The sequence below is a fragment of the Nocardiopsis alkaliphila YIM 80379 genome (assembly GCF_000341005.1).
Classification (GTDB): domain Bacteria; phylum Actinomycetota; class Actinomycetes; order Streptosporangiales; family Streptosporangiaceae; genus Nocardiopsis; species Nocardiopsis alkaliphila.
In genome coordinates this window covers 20,105-38,924 of record NZ_ANBD01000055.1, presented here as the reverse complement: position 1 = coordinate 38,924, position 18,820 = coordinate 20,105, and the positions used below count along the sequence as shown (strand labels likewise).

Annotated in this window: 13 protein-coding genes and 1 pseudogene; 8 read left to right on the top strand and 6 right to left on the bottom strand. The window is 68.0% G+C overall.

Annotated elements, in window-relative coordinates; translation table 11 throughout:
• Nucleotides 1–48: 48 nt before the first annotated feature.
• From D472_RS0108915 to D472_RS29020, 4 genes and pseudogenes are all read left to right on the top strand, one after another.
• The gene (locus D472_RS0108915; RefSeq protein ID WP_017604135.1) at nt 49–1,833 is read left to right on the top strand and encodes an ABC transporter ATP-binding protein; all 1,785 of its coding nucleotides are present in this window, start codon (nt 49–51) and stop codon (nt 1,831–1,833) included.
• Nucleotides 1,830–3,572 (top strand): ABC transporter ATP-binding protein, encoded by a 1,743-nt coding sequence (locus tag D472_RS0108910; RefSeq protein ID WP_017604134.1) that lies wholly within the window; start codon nt 1,830–1,832, stop codon nt 3,570–3,572. The genes D472_RS0108915 and D472_RS0108910 overlap by 4 nt, the downstream gene beginning before the upstream one ends.
• Nucleotides 3,573–3,641: 69 nt before the next feature.
• Nucleotides 3,642–4,247, top strand: coding sequence for a DNA-3-methyladenine glycosylase I (locus tag D472_RS0108905; RefSeq protein WP_017604133.1), 606 nt, complete (start codon nt 3,642–3,644; stop codon nt 4,245–4,247).
• Between the two features lie 68 nt (nt 4,248–4,315).
• Nucleotides 4,316–4,414, top strand: a pseudogene (locus D472_RS29020) (NUDIX hydrolase); the annotation flags it as partial.
• A 337-nt stretch (nt 4,415–4,751) separates the two neighbouring features.
• Here the strand turns inward: D472_RS29020 and eda are convergent.
• From eda to zwf, 3 genes are read right to left on the bottom strand one after another with little or no spacing between them, the layout of a single operon-like run.
• Nucleotides 4,752–5,390, bottom strand: coding sequence for a bifunctional 4-hydroxy-2-oxoglutarate aldolase/2-dehydro-3-deoxy-phosphogluconate aldolase (eda, locus tag D472_RS0108895; protein ID WP_017604131.1), 639 nt, complete (start codon nt 5,388–5,390; stop codon nt 4,752–4,754).
• 41 nt (nt 5,391–5,431) lie between these two features.
• Complete coding sequence (gene edd / locus D472_RS0108890) at nt 5,432–7,249, bottom strand: phosphogluconate dehydratase (RefSeq protein WP_017604130.1); 1,818 nt, start codon at nt 7,247–7,249, stop codon at nt 5,432–5,434.
• Nucleotides 7,246–8,724 carry a glucose-6-phosphate dehydrogenase gene (gene zwf, locus D472_RS0108885; RefSeq protein ID WP_017604129.1) on the bottom strand — a complete coding sequence of 493 codons (1,479 nt, stop codon included), beginning with the start codon at nt 8,722–8,724 and terminating at the stop codon, nt 7,246–7,248. Before zwf ends, edd begins: the two co-directional genes overlap by 4 nt.
• Nucleotides 8,725–8,941: 217 nt before the next feature.
• Here zwf and D472_RS0108880 point away from each other — a divergent pair, with 217 nt between their 5' ends.
• The 3 genes from D472_RS0108880 to D472_RS0108870 all read left to right on the top strand — a co-directional run bounded on the left by D472_RS0108880 (nt 8,942) and on the right by D472_RS0108870 (nt 13,188).
• Nucleotides 8,942–10,129, top strand: a complete 1,188-nt coding sequence (locus D472_RS0108880) for an ROK family transcriptional regulator (protein ID WP_017604128.1) — start codon at nt 8,942–8,944, stop codon at nt 10,127–10,129.
• A gap of 332 nt (nt 10,130–10,461) precedes the next feature.
• Nucleotides 10,462–11,127 (top strand): hypothetical protein, encoded by a 666-nt coding sequence (locus D472_RS0108875; protein WP_017604127.1) that lies wholly within the window; start codon nt 10,462–10,464, stop codon nt 11,125–11,127.
• A 501-nt stretch (nt 11,128–11,628) separates the two neighbouring features.
• The gene (locus tag D472_RS0108870) at nt 11,629–13,188 is read left to right on the top strand and encodes an LCP family protein (RefSeq protein ID WP_017604126.1); all 1,560 of its coding nucleotides are present in this window, start codon (nt 11,629–11,631) and stop codon (nt 13,186–13,188) included.
• 146 nt (nt 13,189–13,334) lie between these two features.
• Here the strand turns inward: D472_RS0108870 and D472_RS0108865 are convergent, their stop codons facing one another.
• Together D472_RS0108865 and D472_RS0108860 are read right to left on the bottom strand one after the other, a co-directional pair.
• Nucleotides 13,335–14,315: a hypothetical protein gene (locus tag D472_RS0108865; protein ID WP_017604125.1), complete on the bottom strand. Its 981-nt coding sequence runs from the start codon at nt 14,313–14,315 to the stop codon at nt 13,335–13,337.
• Nucleotides 14,316–14,654: 339 nt separating this feature from the next.
• Nucleotides 14,655–15,479 carry a hypothetical protein gene (locus D472_RS0108860; protein ID WP_017604124.1) on the bottom strand — a complete coding sequence of 275 codons (825 nt, stop codon included), beginning with the start codon at nt 15,477–15,479 and terminating at the stop codon, nt 14,655–14,657.
• Nucleotides 15,480–15,790: 311 nt separating this feature from the next.
• Here D472_RS0108860 and D472_RS0108855 point away from each other — a divergent pair, with 311 nt between their 5' ends.
• Nucleotides 15,791–17,554, top strand: coding sequence for a GAF domain-containing sensor histidine kinase (locus tag D472_RS0108855; protein ID WP_017604123.1), 1,764 nt, complete (start codon nt 15,791–15,793; stop codon nt 17,552–17,554).
• 315 nt (nt 17,555–17,869) lie between these two features.
• Here the strand turns inward: D472_RS0108855 and D472_RS0108850 are convergent, their stop codons facing one another.
• Nucleotides 17,870–18,772, bottom strand: a complete 903-nt coding sequence (locus tag D472_RS0108850) for a DMT family transporter (protein ID WP_033303454.1) — start codon at nt 18,770–18,772, stop codon at nt 17,870–17,872.
• Nucleotides 18,773–18,820 lie beyond the last annotated feature (48 nt).

Genomic DNA, 18,820 nt, shown 5'->3' with positions numbered 1-18,820 from the left:
AAGGTCCCTGGTTCGATGGAAAGGCCGACGAAGTCTTGGAGGATCCGCTTGGCCCACACCACGGACGTCCCCGGCCCTTGGGGATCACGCCCCCTCCCTCGTGTCGCTCTTCCCAGCCTTGACGCCCCCGACCGGCGCGGACCCTTGCGCTTCGTGTGGTGGCTCATCGTCCGTCAGCGCGGACGCGTCCTGCTCGGTGCCCTCTACGGAACCCTGTGGATGGGCCTGTTGATGGTCCCCCCGTACCTGCTGGCGAGGGCCATCGACGACGGTCTGCGCGCACAGAACCCTCGCGCCCTCTACCTCTGGGTGTCGATACTGGCCGTCGTGGTTCTGCTCAACGCGCTCGTGTCGATCCTGCGACACCGCACGATGTCCCAGGTTCGCATGGACGCCGCGCACCGGACCATGCGCGTGGTCACCCGGCACTCCACCGAACTCGGATCCTCTCTGACCCGCCGAGTCACCGGGGGCGAATTGTCCACCGTGCAGGCGTCCGACGTCATGCTCATCGCGCACATCCTCACCATGACCGGGCCGGGAGTGGGGGCGGTCATCGCCTATGTGGGCGTCGCGATCCTGCTCTTCACCATCTCTCCACCGTTGACCGCCATCGTGGTGTTCGGCCTCCCGGTACTGGCCCTGGTGGTCGGCCCTCTCCTCAGCCGCTTGCAGAGGCGTCAACGGACCTACCGTGAACACCAGGGCGCCGCGGCCTCGCTGGCCGCGGACATCGTTTCCGGACTCCGGGTCCTATGCGGGATCGGCGGTAAGCAACACTTCGCCCAACGCTACGGAGAGCGTTCCAAGGCGCTACTACGCCAAGGGCACCGGGTCAGTGAGACCACCAGCTGGTTCGATGCGGTGAGCACTTGCCTACCGGTGGTCTTCCTGGGTGTGGTGACCTGGGTCGCCGCGCGCCTGACGGTGCTCGGACACATCACCGTGGGTGAGACCGTGGCGGTCTATGGGTACGTGGCGATCCTCATCGTGCCGATCTTCTTCCTCATCGAGGGGGCCTCCGGACTCACCCAGGGATTGGTCTCGGTCCGGCGTGTGCTGCGGGTGCTCGCCCTCCATCCACCGCTCACCGGAAGCGGCGTGAACCGACCCGGCCCCGCCCCCGGCCAAGAGCTGGTCGATCCGGATTCAGGGGTGAGGGTGGTCCCAGGACTGACCACGGCGTTGGTGTCCGCGTCCTTGGAGGAGGCCGTCACCATCACGGACCGGTTGTGCCGGTACACCGACTCCGACGCCCTCTGGGGCGGGGTCCCCCTGCGCGATGTGGAACTGAGCGAGGTCCGCGAACGTCTCCTGCTCAGCGACAACGAGTCCTACCTGTTCGCCGGTTCGCTCCGCGAGGTCCTGGATCCGCACGAAGACCATCACGACGAAGGACTACGCGCGGCGCTGCACGTGGCCGGAGCCACCGACCTCCTCGGCGCGATGCCCCACGGTCTGGACTCCCGAGTGGAACTCCAGGGCCGGAACCTTTCCGGTGGGCAGCGCCAGCGGATCCGTCTGGCTCGCGCGGTGCTCGCGGACCCGGAGGTTCTGGTGCTGGTGGAACCCACCTCCGCGGTGGACTCGCACACCGAGGCGGCCATCGCCGAAAGACTGCACGAGGTCAGAAGCGGGCGCACCACCGTGGTGGTCGGCACCTCACCACTGCTGCTGGACCGGGCCGACCGGGTCGTCTTCCTCGTGGGTGGGCGGCAGGAGGCCGCCGGAACGCACGGGAGCCTGAGCCAGAGCAGGGTCGACTATCGGGCACTGGTACTGCGCGGGGCCGACGAGGAAGAGCGTACGGAGAACGAGGTCGATCCGGCATGAGCGAGCGACTTCCGGTGGCCGGTCGGGCCCAGGTACGACACGACGTCAAAGAGCTCCTGCGTTCCGAGCGCGGCCGGGTCGCACGGCTGGTGGGCCTGACCCTCCTCGCCAGTGCGGCGGGGCTGGTGGGCCCTTACCTGTTGGGCCGGATCATCGACATGGTCGAGAACGGCACCGCCACCCTGGCCGCGGTGGACCTGATGGCCGTCGGCGTGGTCGTGGCCGCCTGCGCCCAACTCGTCCTCACCCGCTACGCCCGCCGCTCCACCTACCGGTTCGGCGAACACGTCCTGCGACGGCTACGCGAGGACTTCGTCGCTCGGGTGCTGTCCCTGCCCACCCAGGTGGTCGAGCGTTCGGGCACGGGGGACCTCATCACACGGGTGTCGGTGGACGTGACGGCGGTGGGCCAGACACTGCGCGGCGCCCTTCCCGACATCGCGTTGTACGTGTTCCAGCTTCTGGTCTTGTTCGCGGCGATCTTCTGGATCAGCCCGTTGCTGGGGTTGTGCGTCGTCATAACGATCCCGGTGGTGCTGCCGGTGGTGCGCTGGTACCTGCGGCGATCTCGGGAGGCCTACCTGGCGGAGGGTTCCGCCCTGTCCGGGGCGTTGGAGAACGTGACGGCCACCGCCGAGGGCGGTCGCACGGTGGAGGGCATGGGGCTCCAAGCGGATCGGATCGGGGTGACCGACCATGACGTGGGCCTGCTGTATCGGGCTCGGCGAGGGACCCTACGGCTACGATCAGCGCTCTTTCCCGTCACGGAGAGCGCCTTCGCCCTGCCGACCGCGATCGCCCTGCTGGTGGGAGGGCTGGTGTACCTCAACGGCGGGATCGCGCTGGGTGCGCTGGTGACGTGCCTGCTCTACATCGAGCAGGCGGTGAATCCGATGATCCGGTTGACCCAGTGGATGGAGGAGGTCCAGCGGGCCACGGCCTCCTTCGCCCGCCTGCGCGGAGTACAGCGACTGCCCGAGGAGGTGTCCGGGTCCGACCTGGAACCGGAGGGCGATGGGATCGAACTCGTGGACGTGCACTACGCGTACGTCCCCGGCCATGACGTGCTGCGCGGGATCGACCTGAGCATCCGGCCCGGGGAACGGCTCGCCGTGGTGGGTCCTTCCGGTGCGGGCAAGACCACCATCGGACGGTTGCTGTCCGGCGCCGACGTACCCGATTCGGGGCGGGTGTCGGTGGGCGGGGTCCCGGTCGGGGAACTGCCTGCCGAGGTCTTGCGCGAGCGGATCGTCCTGGTCGACCAAGAGCATCACGTGTTCACGGGGACCCTGCGGGAGAACCTCGCGATCGCCGCCCCCGAGGCCGACGACGAACGGCTTCTCGCGGCGTTGGAGTCGGTGGAGGCGGACTGGGCGCGGTCGCTGCCCGAAGGGTTGGACACCGCGGTGGGTTCGGGTGGCACGGCGTTGGATCCGGCCCGTGCCCAGCAGGTGGCCTTGGCCCGGGTGGTGCTGCTCGATCCGCACACGGTGGTGCTGGACGAGGCCACTTCGCTGCTGGACCCGCGAACCGCCCGGGCGGCGGAGCGCTCGCTGGCCGCGGTGTTGGAGGGCCGGACGGTGATCGCGATCGCGCATCGGCTGCACACGGCGCACGACGCCGACCGGGTGGCGGTGGTGGAGGCCGGACGGATCACCGAGCTGGGCACACACGACGAGCTGGTCGCGGCGGGCGGGGCCTACGCCGCCCTGTGGTCCTCCTGGCACGGAACCGACTGATGGATGTATGGTCACCGCCTTCGGGGAGGATGAACGGGTCCGGCCCGTCCCACCCATCGAGGAGCCCTCGTGACCGACACCGTCGACCCCCGCTGTTCGTGGGCTCGCGACGCCTCCGAGCCCATGACCACCTACCACGACACCGAGTGGGGGCGTCCCTCGCACGAGGACCGATACCTGTTCGAGATGCTCGTCCTGGAAGGTGCCCAGGCCGGGCTGTCCTGGGCCACCGTGCTGAACAAACGGGAGAACTACCGGCGGGCGATGGACGGTTTCGACGTCGAGCGGATCGCCGGGTACGGGCAGGCGAAGACAGACCGGCTGCTCTCGGACCCGGGGATCATCCGCAATCGACTCAAGATCGGCTCAGCGGTGCGCAACGCCCAGGCCTTCCTACGAGTACGCGAGGAGTTCGGAAGCTTCAGCGCCTACCTGTGGGGCCGGGTGGAGGGCAGCCCGGTGGTCGGCCACTGGACCAGGCCCGAGCAGGTGCCGGTGACCACCCCTCTCGCCGAAGGGCTGAGCCGTGACCTCAAGCGTCGTGGGTTCACCTTCGTGGGCCCCACCATCGTGTACTCCTACCTCCAGGCCACCGGGGTGGTGGAGGACCACCTGGTGGGGTGCCCGGCCAAACCCCGAGCCCGGTCCGAGCGGGAGACCATGGCCCGGCACTGATGTCACCGGCATGACGACGACCCCTCGGCCCCGTGGCCATCATCACCAACGGCGCCGGTCGATACCTGATGCACCTGCGCGACGACGTCCCCGGCATCGCCTGGCCCGGCCACTGGGGCGTGCTCGGTGGTGGCTGCGAGGGTGAGGAGACCCTGCGCGAGACCATCGTCCGGGAGCTCCAGGAGGAGGCCGGACTCACCGCAGAAGAACTCACCGCATTCTGCGAGGCCCCGACACCCACGGCTCCGGGCGACTCCTCACCTTCTTCACCGCCACCTGGAAAGGCGATCCCCGCTCGTTGGTCCTCACCGAGGGACGAAGGCTCGACCGGGTCGCCCCGGAACAGTGGAACACCCTGCTCATCGCCGGTTTCGTCCGCGACATCCTCCATCGGCACCACACCTGCTGAGGCCACACGCTCCTGGCCCGAAACGGGTGTTGGACGGGGTGCGGGTGCTCGTGGACTCCCGCGCCCCCGCCAAAGACCGACCGTTCCCGAAAGGCTCAGGACCGCAGCGCGGCCGCCTCCCGGGCCAGAGCGGTGATCTGGTCCCAGCGCCCTTCGGACACCAGTTCCGTCGGGGTCAACCAACTTCCACCCACACAGCCCACGTTCGGCAGGGAAAGGTACTCAGGGGCGCTCTGAACGGTGATACCGCCGGTGGGACAGAACCGAAGCCGCGGCAGCGGCCCGACCAGGGACTTCAGGAACCTCGCACCCCCCGAGGCCTCGGCCGGGAAGAACTTCAGCGCCGTCACCCCCTGTTCCGCCAGGGCCATCGCCTCCGACACGGTGGCCACCCCCGGCAACGAGGGCAACCCCGTGTCGGTCATCGCCCGGGCCAGGTCGGGTGTGGACCCGGGGCTGACCAGGAACCGCGCTCCCGCCTTCGCCGCGGCTTCGGCCTGCTCGGTGGTGACCACGGTGCCCGCGCCGATCACGGCCTCGGGCACCTCTTGGGCGACACGTGCGATCGCCTCCAAGGCGGCCGGAGTCCGCAGGGTCACCTCGATACCCGCGAGCCCGCCCGCCACCAAGGCCTGGGCCAAGGGGACCGCGTCCTCGGCGTTTTCCAGCACCACCACCGGCATGACCGGGGCGAGGGCGAACAGGTCCTCACCGGCACGGGGAACGGTCGTCATGTACTTCTCCAAGTCGTCGATGGATGGAAGGTGTTCCGGATTCAGTGACCGAAGACACCCGCTCCGGTCTCGGCCGGGCCGACCGCTCCGCGCAGGGCCGCGAAGAGTTCGCGCCCGGTACCGACCGAGGAGTCGGCCGAGGGACGCGCGTCCTCACGACCATCGAGGTCCGCCAGAACCTCCAGTGTGCCGTGCACCGCGTCCAGGCGGATGAGGTCACCATCGCGCACACGGGCCAGCGGACCGCCCGCCTCGGCCTCGGGCGAGACGTGGATGGCCGCGGGCACCTTGCCGGAGGCACCGGACATCCGTCCATCGGTCACCAGTGCCACCTTCTGACCCCGGTCCTGGAGGACGGCCAACGGAGGGGTGAGCTTGTGCAGTTCGGGCATCCCGTTGGCACGCGGCCCCTGGAAGCGCACCACCGCGACGAAGTCACCGGTCAGTTCCCCCGCGCTGAACGCCTCTTGTAGTTCGGCCTGGTCGGCGAAGACCCGGGCCGGGGCCTCGACCACGTGTCGTTCGGGGGCCACGGCCGACACCTTGATCACGGCACGGCCGAGGTTTCCGGAGAGCATCCGCAGCCCGCCATCGGGGGCGAAGGGGTCTTCCACCCCGCGCAGCACCGTCTTGTCCGCGCTCTCCTTCGGACCGTCCCCCCAGGTCAGAGCGTTCTCTTCCAGGTGAGGCACCTGTCGATAGCGATCCAGTCCGTGGCCGGTGAGCGTACGCACGTCCTCGTGGAGAAGCCCGGCGTCGAGCAGGCTCGCGATGAGGAAGGCCATACCGCCCACCTCATGGAAGCGGTTCACGTCGGCGGCGCCGTTGGGGTACATGCGAGTGAGCAGCGGCACCACCTCGGACAGGTCGGCGAAGTCGTCCCAGGTGAGCTGGATACCGGCCGCGCGGGCGATCGCCACCAGGTGCAACGTGTGGTTGCTGGAGCCTCCCGTGGCCAGTAGCGCCACCACCGCGTTGACGATGGCCTTCTCGTCGACCTGTTCGCCGAGCGGGGTGTGGTGCTCCCCCAGAGCGGTGTGCGCGAGTACGCGTCGCCCGGCCTCCGCGGTCAGGGCCTCCCGCATCGGGGTGCCCGGCTGTTCGAAGCTGGCTCCGGGCAGATGCAGGCCCATGACCTCCATGAGCATCTGGTTGGAGTTGGCGGTGCCGTAGAAGGTGCAGGTACCGGGCGCGTGGTAGGCCGCGGACTCGGCTTGGAGCAGCTCCTTGCGGTCCACCTCGCCCGCCGCGAACTTCTGCCGGATTCGGGCCTTGTCCTTGTTGGGCAACCCCGAGGGCATGGGACCGGCGGGCACGAACGCCACCGGCAGGTGCCCGAAGGACAGCGCGCCGATGAGCAGCCCGGGCACGATCTTGTCGCACACCCCGAGCATGAGCGCGCCGTCGAACATGTCGTGGGACAGGGCCACGGCGGTGGCCATCGCGATCACGTCCCGGCTGAACAGGGACAGCTCCATGCCCTCACGACCCTGGGTGATGCCGTCGCACATGGCGGGGACACCACCGGCGAACTGGGCGACCCCGCCCGCCTCGGCCACCGCCGCCTTGATGATCGCGGGGTAGGACTCCAACGGTTGGTGCGCGGAGAGCATGTCGTTGTAGGCGGACACGATCGCCAGGTTGGGAGTGACGTCTCCGGCCAGGGCGAGCTTGTCGCCCACACCACACGCGGCGAACCCGTGCGCGAGGTTGGCGCAGCCCAACGAGGTGCGGGACGGCCCCCTACCGACGGCGGCGTGGGTCCGTTCCAGGTAGGCGGAGCGGGTCTGGGCACTGCGTTCGGTGAGGCGTCGGGTGACCTCGGCGACGACGGGGTGGATGGAGCTGTGCGCGGTCATCGGGAATTCTCCTCTTCGTGCCACATACGACCGGTGCGGCCGATGAGCCGGTTGGCGCCCTCGGGGCCGGCGCTTCCGGCGGGATAGGGCTCAGGGGCGGCGCCGAGGCCGTCCCATGCCTGGATGATCGGGTCCACCCAGCGCCACGCGGCCTCGACTTCGTCGCGTCGCATGAAGAGGGTGGAGTCCCCGGCCAACACGTCCATCAGGAGCCGCTCATAGGCCTCGGGGGAGCGGGTGGAGAAGGTGTCGGCGAAGCTGAGTTCGAGCGGGACCGGGCGTAGTCTCAACGCACCGGCACCGGGGGTCTTGGCCAGCATGGTGAGGTGTATGCCCTCGTCCGGCTGGAGGCGGATGACGAGACTTCCCGCACCGGAACCCGTCCCCGTGCCGGGGAAGATGGTGTGCGGAACGTCGCGGAAGCGGATGACGATCTCGGAGCGGGAGTGGGCCATGCGCTTTCCGGTGCGCAAGTAGAAGGGCACCCCGGCCCATCTCCAGTTCGCCACCTCTGCGCGCAGGGCCACGAAGGTCTCCGTGTCACTGGTGGGCGGTCCCCCGGCCTCGTCCAGGTAACCGAGAACCTCCTCCCCATGGACCGTGCCACTCGTGTACTGACCGCGGACGGTGTGCCGGGCGACACGGTCACCCCGCATCGGTCTCAGGGACTGGAGCACCTTGAGCTTCTCGTCACGGACGGCGTCCCGGTCATAGCTGGACGGCGGTTCCATCGCGGTGAGGCAGAGCAATTGGAGCAGGTGGTTCTGCACCATGTCGCGCATCGCTCCTGAGGAGTCGTAGTAACCACGCCGACCACCCACGCCGACTGTCTCGGACGCGGTGATCTGCACATGGTCGATCCACCTGGAGTTCCATAGGGGTTCGAGGAAGACGTTGGCGAATCGCAGCACGAGCAGGTTCTGCACGGTCTCCTTCCCCAGGTAGTGGTCGATCCGGTAGATGCGCGACTCGTCGAAGACCGCCCCGACCTCCTCGTTGACGGCTTGGGCGGAAGCCAGGTCGCGACCCAGGGGTTTCTCCATCACCACGCGAGAACCCGGGGTGACCAGGTCGGTGTCGCGCAGGCCTCGGCAGATGGCACCGGAGATCATCGGCGGCACCGCCAGGTAGAAGACCCGGTCTCGGCCGGGGGTGAGCGCGGTGGCCAGAGCGGCCCAGCCCGAGGGGTCGCCGCCCACGTCGACGCTCACGTGCAGGAGCCGCTCCAGGAAGCGGCGCATGACCTCGGGTTCGACCACCTGGACGGCGTTGTGCCCACGCACGGCCGAGGCCGCCTTGTCGCGCAGGTCGGCGTCGGTGAGCCCGTCCCTGGAGACCGCGATGAGGCGGGTCCCTTCGTCCAGGTGTCCGTCGCGGTCCAAGAGGTAGAGGGAGGGAAGGAGTTTGCGCATGGACAGGTCACCGGTTCCGCCGAAGACCACCAGGTCGGTGGGGCGGGGCACGGGCTGCTGCATTCGGGCTTCTCCTGAGGAGATGGAGTGGGGAAGGAGGCGGACGGGGCGGGGAGTGAGGGCCCCGGCACGGGGTCCGAACGGTCGCGGACGGGGGGACTTACGACCTCGTTTCGACCCTAAGACCACTATGGTAAAAAACCAAGCACACTTCAGAACAATAATTTACATAAGTGCACGGTCTTCGTAGCGGCCGATCGAGCGAATGGTTCAATGAGGCATGGCCAGAACCCCCGGACGTCTGTCCTCCACCGCGACCAGCGGCCACATCCTGGAGCTGATCCGCACCGGTAGTGCCACCAGCAGGTCGGAGATCGCCCGCGCCACCGGGCTTTCACGCCCCTCCGTCGCCCTGCGAATCACCGAACTGATCGAGAACGGGCTGATCACCGAAGGCACCCGTGCCGCCTCCAGCGGCGGACGGCCGCCCACGCTGCTGGAGTTCAACGCTTCCTGCGGCCTGGTGCTGACCGGTGCCCTGGGAATGGCCCGCAGTCAGGCCGCCGTGTGCGACCTGGATGGTCGGGTACTGCTTCGCAGCCCGGGCTCCCCCGACATGGAGCAAGGGCCCGACGCCACCGTGCCTTGGCTGTTGGCCACCTGGGAAGAACAGATCGCCTCCCTGGGTCGTGCCCCCGAGGACGTCCGCGGAGTGGGGATCGGGCTGCCCGGGACGGTGGAGTTCCACACCGGGCGCGCCGAGGACCGACCGGCCCTGAGCAACTGGGCCGGAGTGGCCCTGGCCCCCTTGGTGACCGAACGTTTCCCGGTCCCGGTCATGGTGGACAACGACGTGAACGTGATGGCACTGGGCGAACACATCTCGGGTGGCCACGGACGCACCGACGACATGGTGTTCGTGAAGGCCTCCACCGGAATCGGCGCCGGCCTGCTCTCCGGTGGCCGCCTTCTACGCGGAGCGCTCGGGGCCGCAGGGGAGATCGGCCACATCCCCGTGGGGAACGGCGATGGTCTGCCGTGCCGCTGCGGCAACACCGACTGCTTGGAGGCGGTGGCGGGTGGACGCCGCCTGCTGGCCCTCGCGGCTCGGGAGGGGCGGAAGGTCTCGGGGCTCCAAGAACTGGTGGCGCTGGCCCGGGAGGGCGACCCGGTGGCCGTCACCCTGGTGCGTGGGGCCGGCCGAAGGTTGGGCGAGGCGCTCGCGGGTGCGGTCAACCTGCTCAACCCGGAGGTGATCGTGCTCGGAGGTGACCTGGCCCAAGCGTACGACCACTTGGTGGCGGGGGTGCGTGAGGTGGTCTTCCAACAGTGCACCGCGCTGTCCACCCGACAGTTGCGCATCGTACCGAGCAGCCTGTGGGACGACGCCGGGGTGCGCGGCTGCGCCGCCATGGTCACCGAGGAGGTCCTGTCACCCGAGTCCGTCAACAAGTTGCTCGCCGGATAGACGGCACCGACTCCGTGCCACCGCCTGGCCCACCACCTTCGACGAACGGCCACACCCGGTGGGGAGGGCGCTCGGCAGATCCGTCCACGGCCCAAAGGCGTGGAGTTTGCTCGAATCCCCACCGGGCAACCGATACGTGAGGGTGAATCCATACCCGCCCCGACGTCCGCACCCACCTGTGCCCTCGCCCTCCTTCGCGTGCCCGCGTCGTCATGACACTTGACAAGAAGCATCCATCTGCCGAATAGTCACGCAACCGAAGCATCACCCCCGCACACCCCTGTCACCCCGTGACCCTGCCCCGTGCGGACCACCGCCCGGAAAGGTCTCCCGTGCCACTCATCGAGAACCCCATCGTGCTCATCCTCTTGGGCGCCACCATCAGCCTGGTCACCAGTGTCGTCGTCACCACACTGCACGCCAGACAGATTCGTCGCGCCGAACTCCGCTCCGGCACCCGAGCCTCCGCCCGTAACCTCACCAGCGCCTTCATCGCGGAACGCGAAGGGGACAGCGACAAGACCGAGTTCCTGAGCGAGGCCGAACTCACCGTCATGTCGATGACCGACCGCAAGACCCGCGAACGGCTCACCGCCGTGGTCCGGCTGCTGCGCGAGCACGACCTGCCCGAGGTCGAGCAGCTCAGCGGGGTCGGTGCCACCACCGCCAAGCGTGTCCTGTGCGATCACGCCCTGGACGTCCTCGGTGCTCACCTACGGGCGGACCGCCTGCCCGAGGTTCCCAGCGTCATGCGCAAGATGCTGAGCGTGGAAGAGGAGGCTCTGAGCATCCACTCCGGCGAGAAACCCAAGGCCGGCGCGCCGATCGAGAAGAGTTCGGTCACCCCGCGCCCACGTCACACGGGAAGTACCGTCAAGACCACCGGTACCCGTAAACCCGCCAAGACGCCCAAGAGCACCAAGTCGACCTCCAAGGGCGCCGGCCGTCCATCGGCCACCGAGGAGAAGGAGAAGGAGAGCGCCTTCTGGGACGACTGACCCCGGCAAGGCATCCTTCTCCGGCCGCCGTCCCGTGAGCGATCGCGCTCCCGGGACGGCGGATCGTTGCGCCTCACCCGCATCGGCCACAGGGATCCGAGGTTCGCACGGCGGGTCAGAAATGATCGTTGCGCCTCACACATGAGAAAGTCGGGCGAGTAAGACTTCGTGGCACTCCACTCGGCGAAGGAACCGTGCGGCGCAATTGAGGTCAGGAGCCCCATACATGGACGCCCCGAGCACGCGCTCAGTGAGAACTTCATCTAGGATCACTGCCACGCGCAGGTCTTGGCGTCTTCGGCGATCCCCGGCCATCGGTGCTCCCCTCCCACCCACGAGCGACGCACATACCCTCGATGACTTTTCGGCCCAGACCCCGGACAACCCGCGCCCCTCTCCCACGCGACCTCCACCCTGCCCTGGACACGGACGCGTGACCCGCACGGGTCGGCGTCCGGCCGTTGGCACGTCCAACCGTCCGAACTCACCGAGATTGTCACGATGCCCGCTGACGAGAACTCCGCCGACTCCGGCCCGGATCAGACACCAGACCAGCCCTCGAAGAACCACTCCGCTCCCGAAGGCACGGAAGGTTCCGAGGATCCCAAGACCGGAGAAGACGAGACCACCGATGAGGTCTCGGAGTCGGACGATGGTCCAGAACAGGCCGAGCAGACTCCGGATTCCGGCCTCACCGGAGAAGACGAGACCATAGAAGACCCCGAAGACACGGGAACTTCCGACACCCCGGTACCCGGGAACGACGTCCCCGGGCGGACCGCCGCTGCGAAGAGCGAGGCCGAAGGGGCCGCGGAACAGGACTCCCAGGCCGAGCTTGGGGTCGAGGGCGGATCGACCACGACCGCCCCCACGGGGAAGAAGGGCCGACGCCGCCTACGTCGAGTCCTTCTATGGACCGCAGCCTCCCTGGTCGTACTCATGTGTCTGGGGGCCGCCACCGCCTACGGTTACTACTATTCGCTGCGCTCGGGGATGCTCCAGCACGACCTCGGTTCGGTGCTCAACGAAAAGGATCGCCCCGACAAGATCAGCGACGCGGTCAACATCCTCTTCATCGGCTCGGACGGGTACGAGGAGGACAGCCCCGCCTACACCCAGGAGTTCGAGGGCGAACGCTCCGACTCCCTGATGCTCGCGCACATCTCACCGGACGATCGCGTCTCGGTGATCAGTTTCCCCCGTGACTCCCTGGTACAACTCCCCGAGTGCGACCCGTACGCCAAGACCGAGGGCACCTACGGCTACTTCGGCATGATCAACGCCGCGATGTACCACGGCGGGCCTCCCTGCGTGGTGCGGACCATCGAATCTCTCACCAACATCCGCATCGACCACTTCGTCCACTTGAGCTTCGCCAGTTTCCGCGACGTAGTGGACGCCATCGGAGGGGTGGACATATGCATCCCCGAACCGATGCGGGACCGTCGGGCCAAGTTGGACCTCGACTCCGGGCAGCAGACACTCGACGGAGAGCAGGCCCTGTCCTTCGTACGGGCCCGCTACGACATCGGTGACGGCGGTGACATCGGCCGGATCGACCGCCAACAGATGTTCCTCGCCGCGCTCGCCGACCAGGTGACCAGTAGTGACGTTCTGACCAGCCCATCCCAACTCAACGGCATCTTGCAGGCGGTGGCCCGGCACAGCGCCACCGACCAGGAACTCTCACTGGACCGCATGGTGTCCATCGCGGTCACCATGACCGACGTGGACCTGGCCGACATCGAGTTCCACACCGTTCCCTGGTACCAGGCGCCCTACGACCCCAACCGCGTCATGTGGTACGAGGAGGAGGCCGGCGAACTGTTCGATGCGATTCGCGAGGACCGCGCCGTGCCTGATCTGCTCGCCGCCGACGACGCGCCCTTCCCCCAGGAGCCACCCACGGCCTCACCGACCCCCGCTGACTCGTCGGTCTTGGAGGGCAGCGATGAAACGCCCACTGAGAGCGCTCCGTCCGCCCGCCCTGGTGAAGGTCGTGACGCCACGTCCAACCCTTGTCAGGACGGTCTCGGCTTCGGTACCGGTGAGGACGACTGAGTGGGAGACCGGCAGACACGGGAGGCCCCCGTCACATGTTGCGACGGGGACCTTCTCGCGCTTGGCGAACACCCCTTCGGCCGGTGGACTCCACACACCACGTGAGGTGGTGTGTCCACCGCGACCGGCGGGCGCGCGTTCTCGGGTCAGACCAGGCCCACCGGCAGGTCGAGCTCCGGGACAGAGCCCTCTCCGAGGGGGAGTCCATCGGGGGCGGACAGCTGGTCGACGCCGATCCGGGGGGCGCCCAAGCGAGGCAGGCCCTGGACATCGACCAGGTCACCACCGGGTGTGCGCGGCAACAGGTCGTCGGCCGCGCCGGTCACCTCACCGGCGACCCGCTCCACGTCGAGGCTTTCGGGGCCGCTCATCGGCAACTTCTCGTTGACGTCCGCGGGAAGCAGGGTCGTGAGTCCACCGGTCAGGTCTGCGTTCTCACCGGTGTCCAAAACGATGGGACCGCTCATGGGTACGGTCCCACCGACCGCGTCGAGGTTCACCTCGTCCAGGGTGAACAGGCGCGGGTCACCTTCCCGCACTCCGTACTGGACCCGGCTACCCAGCTCCCGAACGGTGTCGTCGACGACGGCGGTGTGCGACGCCAGTGGCCGGGTCGATTCCTCGTGGCCGAGCGGCAGGGTCTGGGCGCCGTCCGAGGACAGGACGTCCAGCAGCTCGATCCCGTCCAACAATCCGGAGAGGGGGTCGACGGCACCGCTGCCGCTGAGGGACCGTGTCTGGGAGGCCTCGCTCAGCGGCAGGCGCTCGGTGACCTCACCCAGGTCGATCAGACCGACCTTGGCGGCGTTCTCCTCCCCTGTCTCCACGGGGGTGGTGGCGGACACGGCGTCACCGAAGACGTTTCCCACGGCCTCGGCGGACTGCTGCTGGACCTCGGGCCGAGCGGAGACCTCTCCGGGTTCGACCTTGACCAGATCACCGATGGGGGTGCCAACGCCCTCGGTCAGGGCGGCGGGGACCTGCCTGCTCAGGTCGTTCAGCGGGAGGCCGTCCGTGACACCACCGAGCGTGTCGGCCCCCACGATCCCCGAACCGAGGGCGACGAATCCGGCGGCGCCGGCGACCACCAGCATGGTTCGGGCGGAGGTACGGGCGGTGTGGAACATGGGTGTCCTTCCAAAGTGGTTCGTGTGTTCGTTCGAGGGGTGCGGCGGGGAGGGTGTGGTGTCCCACCGCGTTGGCCCTTTCTTTGGCCAGGGACTCGGGATCTGATGGACCTTCCGGCGGGTGAGACGCTTCGCCCTTGGTGGGAGCGAAGGCGGTTCGTGCCGAATTCAGGCGATTGGTCTGGCGGACCACCGACTGACGTGAACTTCGCGAACGAGGCGCGGGGCTCACGTCAATCCCCAGACGAGCGGCTGGTCAGGACGTGCCAGGAAGTCGATCGCGCACGATGGAACGCTCCAGGCGTTACGCGGGGCGTCGATTCGGGTGGACGGAGCCCGCTAGTCCGGGGAGAAGGTGGGCTCGTCCGTGGAATCGGCGGGTACCGAGAGCAGGACGTGCCGGGCGGCCTCGAACAGACCGGGGACGGGTGCCGGGTCGGAGTGGCCGGGGAGGAATCCGGCGACGACGGGTGCCGGGGAGGTTCCGCCGGAACTGGAGGACGTGGTGGGAGCGTTGCCGCTCACCGAAGTCGTGTGGAGGGTCTCCTGATCGAATCCACGCCGTTCATCGACGACTTCGATGACGGTGTCGGGGGTCCGGTCCTCGTCGGGGACGGCCCGTTCCAGGCGAAGCTCGAAGGCGTCGGTCATCGTGGGTTCGTCGGTCTCGACCGTCTTGGTGTTCGTCTCCGTCGCACCCGCCACCTCGGCTCGGGCAGGCCCACCCCGATGGTCGAGGACGGGATCGACGGCCTCTACGGTGACCCGTGTCAGGGTCTCGGTGAGTTCGCTCGAGTGGGGTGGATCCTGAGTGAGCGAGGTGTCACGCACGGTCTCATGGACGTGCCGGATGGGAGCGGTCTCGGCCACCTGAGCCACCTCGATGGCCCCACCGGTCGCGTGGGTGACCCGTTCCCGCACCGTGGCGAGGGTGTCACCGACCGAGTCCCCAACATTTTTGGCCTCCACCACGATGGGGTCCGCACCGGACAGAGCGGACCCGGTGAGCGCCGCCTCCTCAGCGTGCGCGGGAGCGGACCACGACCATCCGGTGAACACGATCCCGAGGACCAGGCCGGCGAGCAGGAGCGCCCTGCGGAGTGGTTCCGGACACACGGAGGGGCGAACGCCGATGGCGCCGACCGTACCGTGGTATCCAGACACAGGGTTTCCTTCCGCCGTACCTTGGTCCCTCCCCGAGCGGGCGCCCGGGTTCCGACAGCTCTTGGGGGTTCGTGTGAATGGCACTGGAAACATGAAGTTCCACGTGCTCGACGCCAGGTCAGAGGGTCCCCCGTGCGTCGACTGACCGCGACGTTAGCATGAATTACCGACTCCCTGACCGCGTTTCCGAAGGAATTGATCAGCCCTCTCACCCGACTTCCGAGCAGCCAGGTATGGCAAATCGGGAAAAAACCAACGACAATTCGAGTACTGACCCTCAACCCCTCAACGGCTCTGCGGAGGTTGAACAGATGACCGAGATTCCCCAGAGCCACCGTTCGTCCCCCAAGTCCCTCGACGAACTCCTCGCAGAGATGCACTCGGGGGTCGAAAGGGACCTGTCCGCCCAGGGACGAGTGCATTCCCTGCTCCAGGCGGTCCTGACCATCGGTGGCGACCTGGACCTGGCCACGGTGCTGCGTAGGCTCACCGAAGCAGCGGCACACCTGGCGGGGGCCAGGTACGCCGGGCTCGGTGTGATCGGTGAGGACGGGAGTTTCACCGAGTTCATTCCGGTCGGAGTAAGCCCTGATCAATCGGAACGAATCAGTCGATTCCCGCACGGCAAGGGCGTGCTAGGGGCGCCCCTGCACGAGAAGGCCACTCTCCGGCTGACCGACCTACGCGATCATCCGGAATTCGAGGGCTTCCCCGAAGGCCATCCGGGTATGTCGAGCTTTCTCGGAGTGCCGATCCAGGTGCGCGACGAAGTGTTCGGCAACCTCTACCTCACCGAGAAGGAGAACGGTGAGGAATTCGACGAGGAGGACGAAGCGACCGTCACCGCCTTGGCGACCGCCGCCGGTGTCGCCATCGAAAACGCCCGCCTGTACGAGGAGACCCGGCTACGGGAACGTTGGCTGGCCGCTTCCACCGAGATCACCACACGATTGCTGTCAGGGGCCGATACCAATGACGTACTGGCCTACCTGGCGGCTCAGGCCCGAGAGATCGGGGGTGCCGACACGGCGGTGGTGATGCTGCCGGATCCGCACGCGCGTGGTCACCTGTTCGCGGAGATCGCGGATGGCCCGATCGCCCAAGAGATCCTGGGCACCCCCGTGGAGATACACGATTCCGCCTGTGGCTGGGTTTACGAGTCAGGGGAGGCGGTCGCCATCCCGGACCTGCGACAAGCCAACTGTCCGATGCTGACGCACCGTGGTTACGGCCCTGGATTGTTGGTGCCCCTGGGCACCCCTGGTAACACCCGTGGGGTACTGCTGCTCGGCAATCTCGTCGAACGCTCCCCCTTCGACGCGAACATCCGCCGGATGCTGCACTCCTTCTCCGTCCAGGCCGCTGTGGCCTTGGAGTTGGCCGAGGCTCGCCGGGACACCGAGCGGATCGTGGTGCTGGAGGAACGCGACCGCATCGCCAAGGACCTGCACGACGTGGTCATCCAGCGCCTGTTCGCCTCGGCGATGACCCTGATGAGCACGGTCCGGTTGATCAACTCGGCAGAGGCCGAGGAGAGGGTCCAGCGCACCATCGACGAACTGGACGGCACCATCCGGGAGATCCGGTCGACCATCTTCGACCTGCAGAACCCGCCGAGCAGGCAGGACACCTCCCTGCGGGAGCGGATCCTGCGGTTGGCGGAGAACACCGCGCACAGCTTGGGCTGTCATCCGGGGGTGAGTCTGGACGGCCCCATCGACGCATCGGTGCCGGACGAGGTCGGCGAGCAACTGCTCGCCGTGCTCGGTGAAGGGCTGACCAACGTGGCGCGGCACGCACGGGCCACGGAGGTACACGTGTCGGTGGGCGTGGAGGAGAAGTCGGTGACCGGTCGTCCGACCGCTTTGGCCCTGTGCGTGACGGACAACGGGGTCGGATTGCCAAAGGAAGGACGCCGTAGCGGACTACGCAACATGGAGCAGCGGGCCGAGGCCCTGGGAGGAGAGTTCACCGCCCGGCGCGGTGAGATCTCCGGAACCGTCTTGACCTGGAAGGTCCCCATCCCCGAACCGGAACCGGAGCCGGACCCGGGTGCCGGGCTCGACGTCTACTGAGCCCGGCGCGCGCAGAACCGAGGACGCCCTTCGCCGATCGTACGAGACGCAGATCCATGGAACTTCTCCCATGTGAGCGGTGACCCGCTCCGTTCGTTTCGTCACCGTCCTTCGACCACACCGGAGGCTTACCGAGGCCGACGAAACGGTGCACACGCAACGCCTGTGACGGATCACCACCGTGACGAAACAACGCAACGAAACCATGTTCGAAGGCGGGGCGGTTCATGGCGATCCGGCACCGGGTTCGTAGCAGGTGGTGGGGGCGAAGAGCCGAAGCGGGCTCGGGGTCCCCAAGTGCGAGGCGGAACGGGTTCAGGTATGGGACTCGGCTTCGGGAGGTCTCGTCGTGTCCCCAGGAGAGTCGACGGAGACAACGGTGAGCAGCCGGATTCCGTGCGCGGCGACCAAAGCACAGGCCACGGCGATGAACCCTCCCAGCCAACCCCCCGAGTAGGTCTCCCCCATGAAGGCCACACCCACGATCGCCGCCGATACGGGATTGGCCAAGGTGGTGATCCCCAAGGGGGCTCCCAGGTCCATCCCCTGGTAGGCGGCCTGCGCGAGGAAGAGTCCTAGTACCGCGAGCACCGGAGTGGCGAGTGTCGCGGGGTGCACGAACGCGACGGCCCCCCAAGAGGCGAAGGCCCACAGAGCGGTCTTGACCGTCGCCGAGGAGACGCCGAACGCCACACCCGCGGCCCCCGCCAACAGGTAACTGCGCCAGGCCGCGGAGGAGACCCGGCCCGCCAGCCAAGCGGCACCGGCGAGCAGGAGGACCGTCCCCGAGCCGACCAGTGTGGAGTCCGTTTCCGACAACACTCCGCCCTGGTCGCCGGTGACCGTGACCGCGAGCAGGACGCCCAAGGCCACCATCGTGTAGGCGGCCCCATGCCACTCCGCCCGGCTCACCCCACGGCCCCCCAGTCTGGCCGACCAAGGGATCCCGAAGACCAGCACCAACACCCCGAGAGGCTGCACCACCGTGAGCGGAGCGAAACCGACCGCCGCCACCTGGAACCCCGCGCGTCCGCCGTTGAACACCAGGGAGACCCACCAGAGCGGATGTCGCAGCAGCAGTCCGATCTGCCGTCGGCCGGTCAGTGGTTCGGTCAGGTGCACGGCGAGCCTGCGTTGGGCCACGGCCGCAGCCGTGTAGGCGGCGCAAGAGAGCACACCGAATGCGATTCCGAGCCATATTCCATAAGACGGCAGCATCATGCGCACCATCTTCGCGGAACCCCGGAAATCGGAATGATCAGGCCC

Excerpts from the sequence above, each read along its gene's own strand:
- edd (WP_017604130.1), bottom strand. The coding sequence starts at position 7,249 with ATGACCGCGCACAGCTCCATCCACCCCGTCGTCGCCGAGGTCACCCGA.
- D472_RS0108870 (WP_017604126.1), top strand. The coding sequence starts at position 11,629 with ATGCCCGCTGACGAGAACTCCGCCGACTCCGGCCCGGATCAGACACCA.
- zwf (WP_017604129.1), bottom strand. The coding sequence starts at position 8,724 with ATGCAGCAGCCCGTGCCCCGCCCCACCGACCTGGTGGTCTTCGGCGGA.
- D472_RS0108910 (WP_017604134.1), top strand. The coding sequence starts at position 1,830 with ATGAGCGAGCGACTTCCGGTGGCCGGTCGGGCCCAGGTACGACACGAC.
- D472_RS0108865 (WP_017604125.1), bottom strand. The coding sequence starts at position 14,315 with ATGTTCCACACCGCCCGTACCTCCGCCCGAACCATGCTGGTGGTCGCC.
- D472_RS0108855 (WP_017604123.1), top strand. The coding sequence starts at position 15,791 with ATGACCGAGATTCCCCAGAGCCACCGTTCGTCCCCCAAGTCCCTCGAC.
- eda (WP_017604131.1), bottom strand. The coding sequence starts at position 5,390 with ATGACGACCGTTCCCCGTGCCGGTGAGGACCTGTTCGCCCTCGCCCCG.
- D472_RS0108850 (WP_033303454.1), bottom strand. The coding sequence starts at position 18,772 with ATGCTGCCGTCTTATGGAATATGGCTCGGAATCGCATTCGGTGTGCTC.
- D472_RS0108880 (WP_017604128.1), top strand. The coding sequence starts at position 8,942 with ATGGCCAGAACCCCCGGACGTCTGTCCTCCACCGCGACCAGCGGCCAC.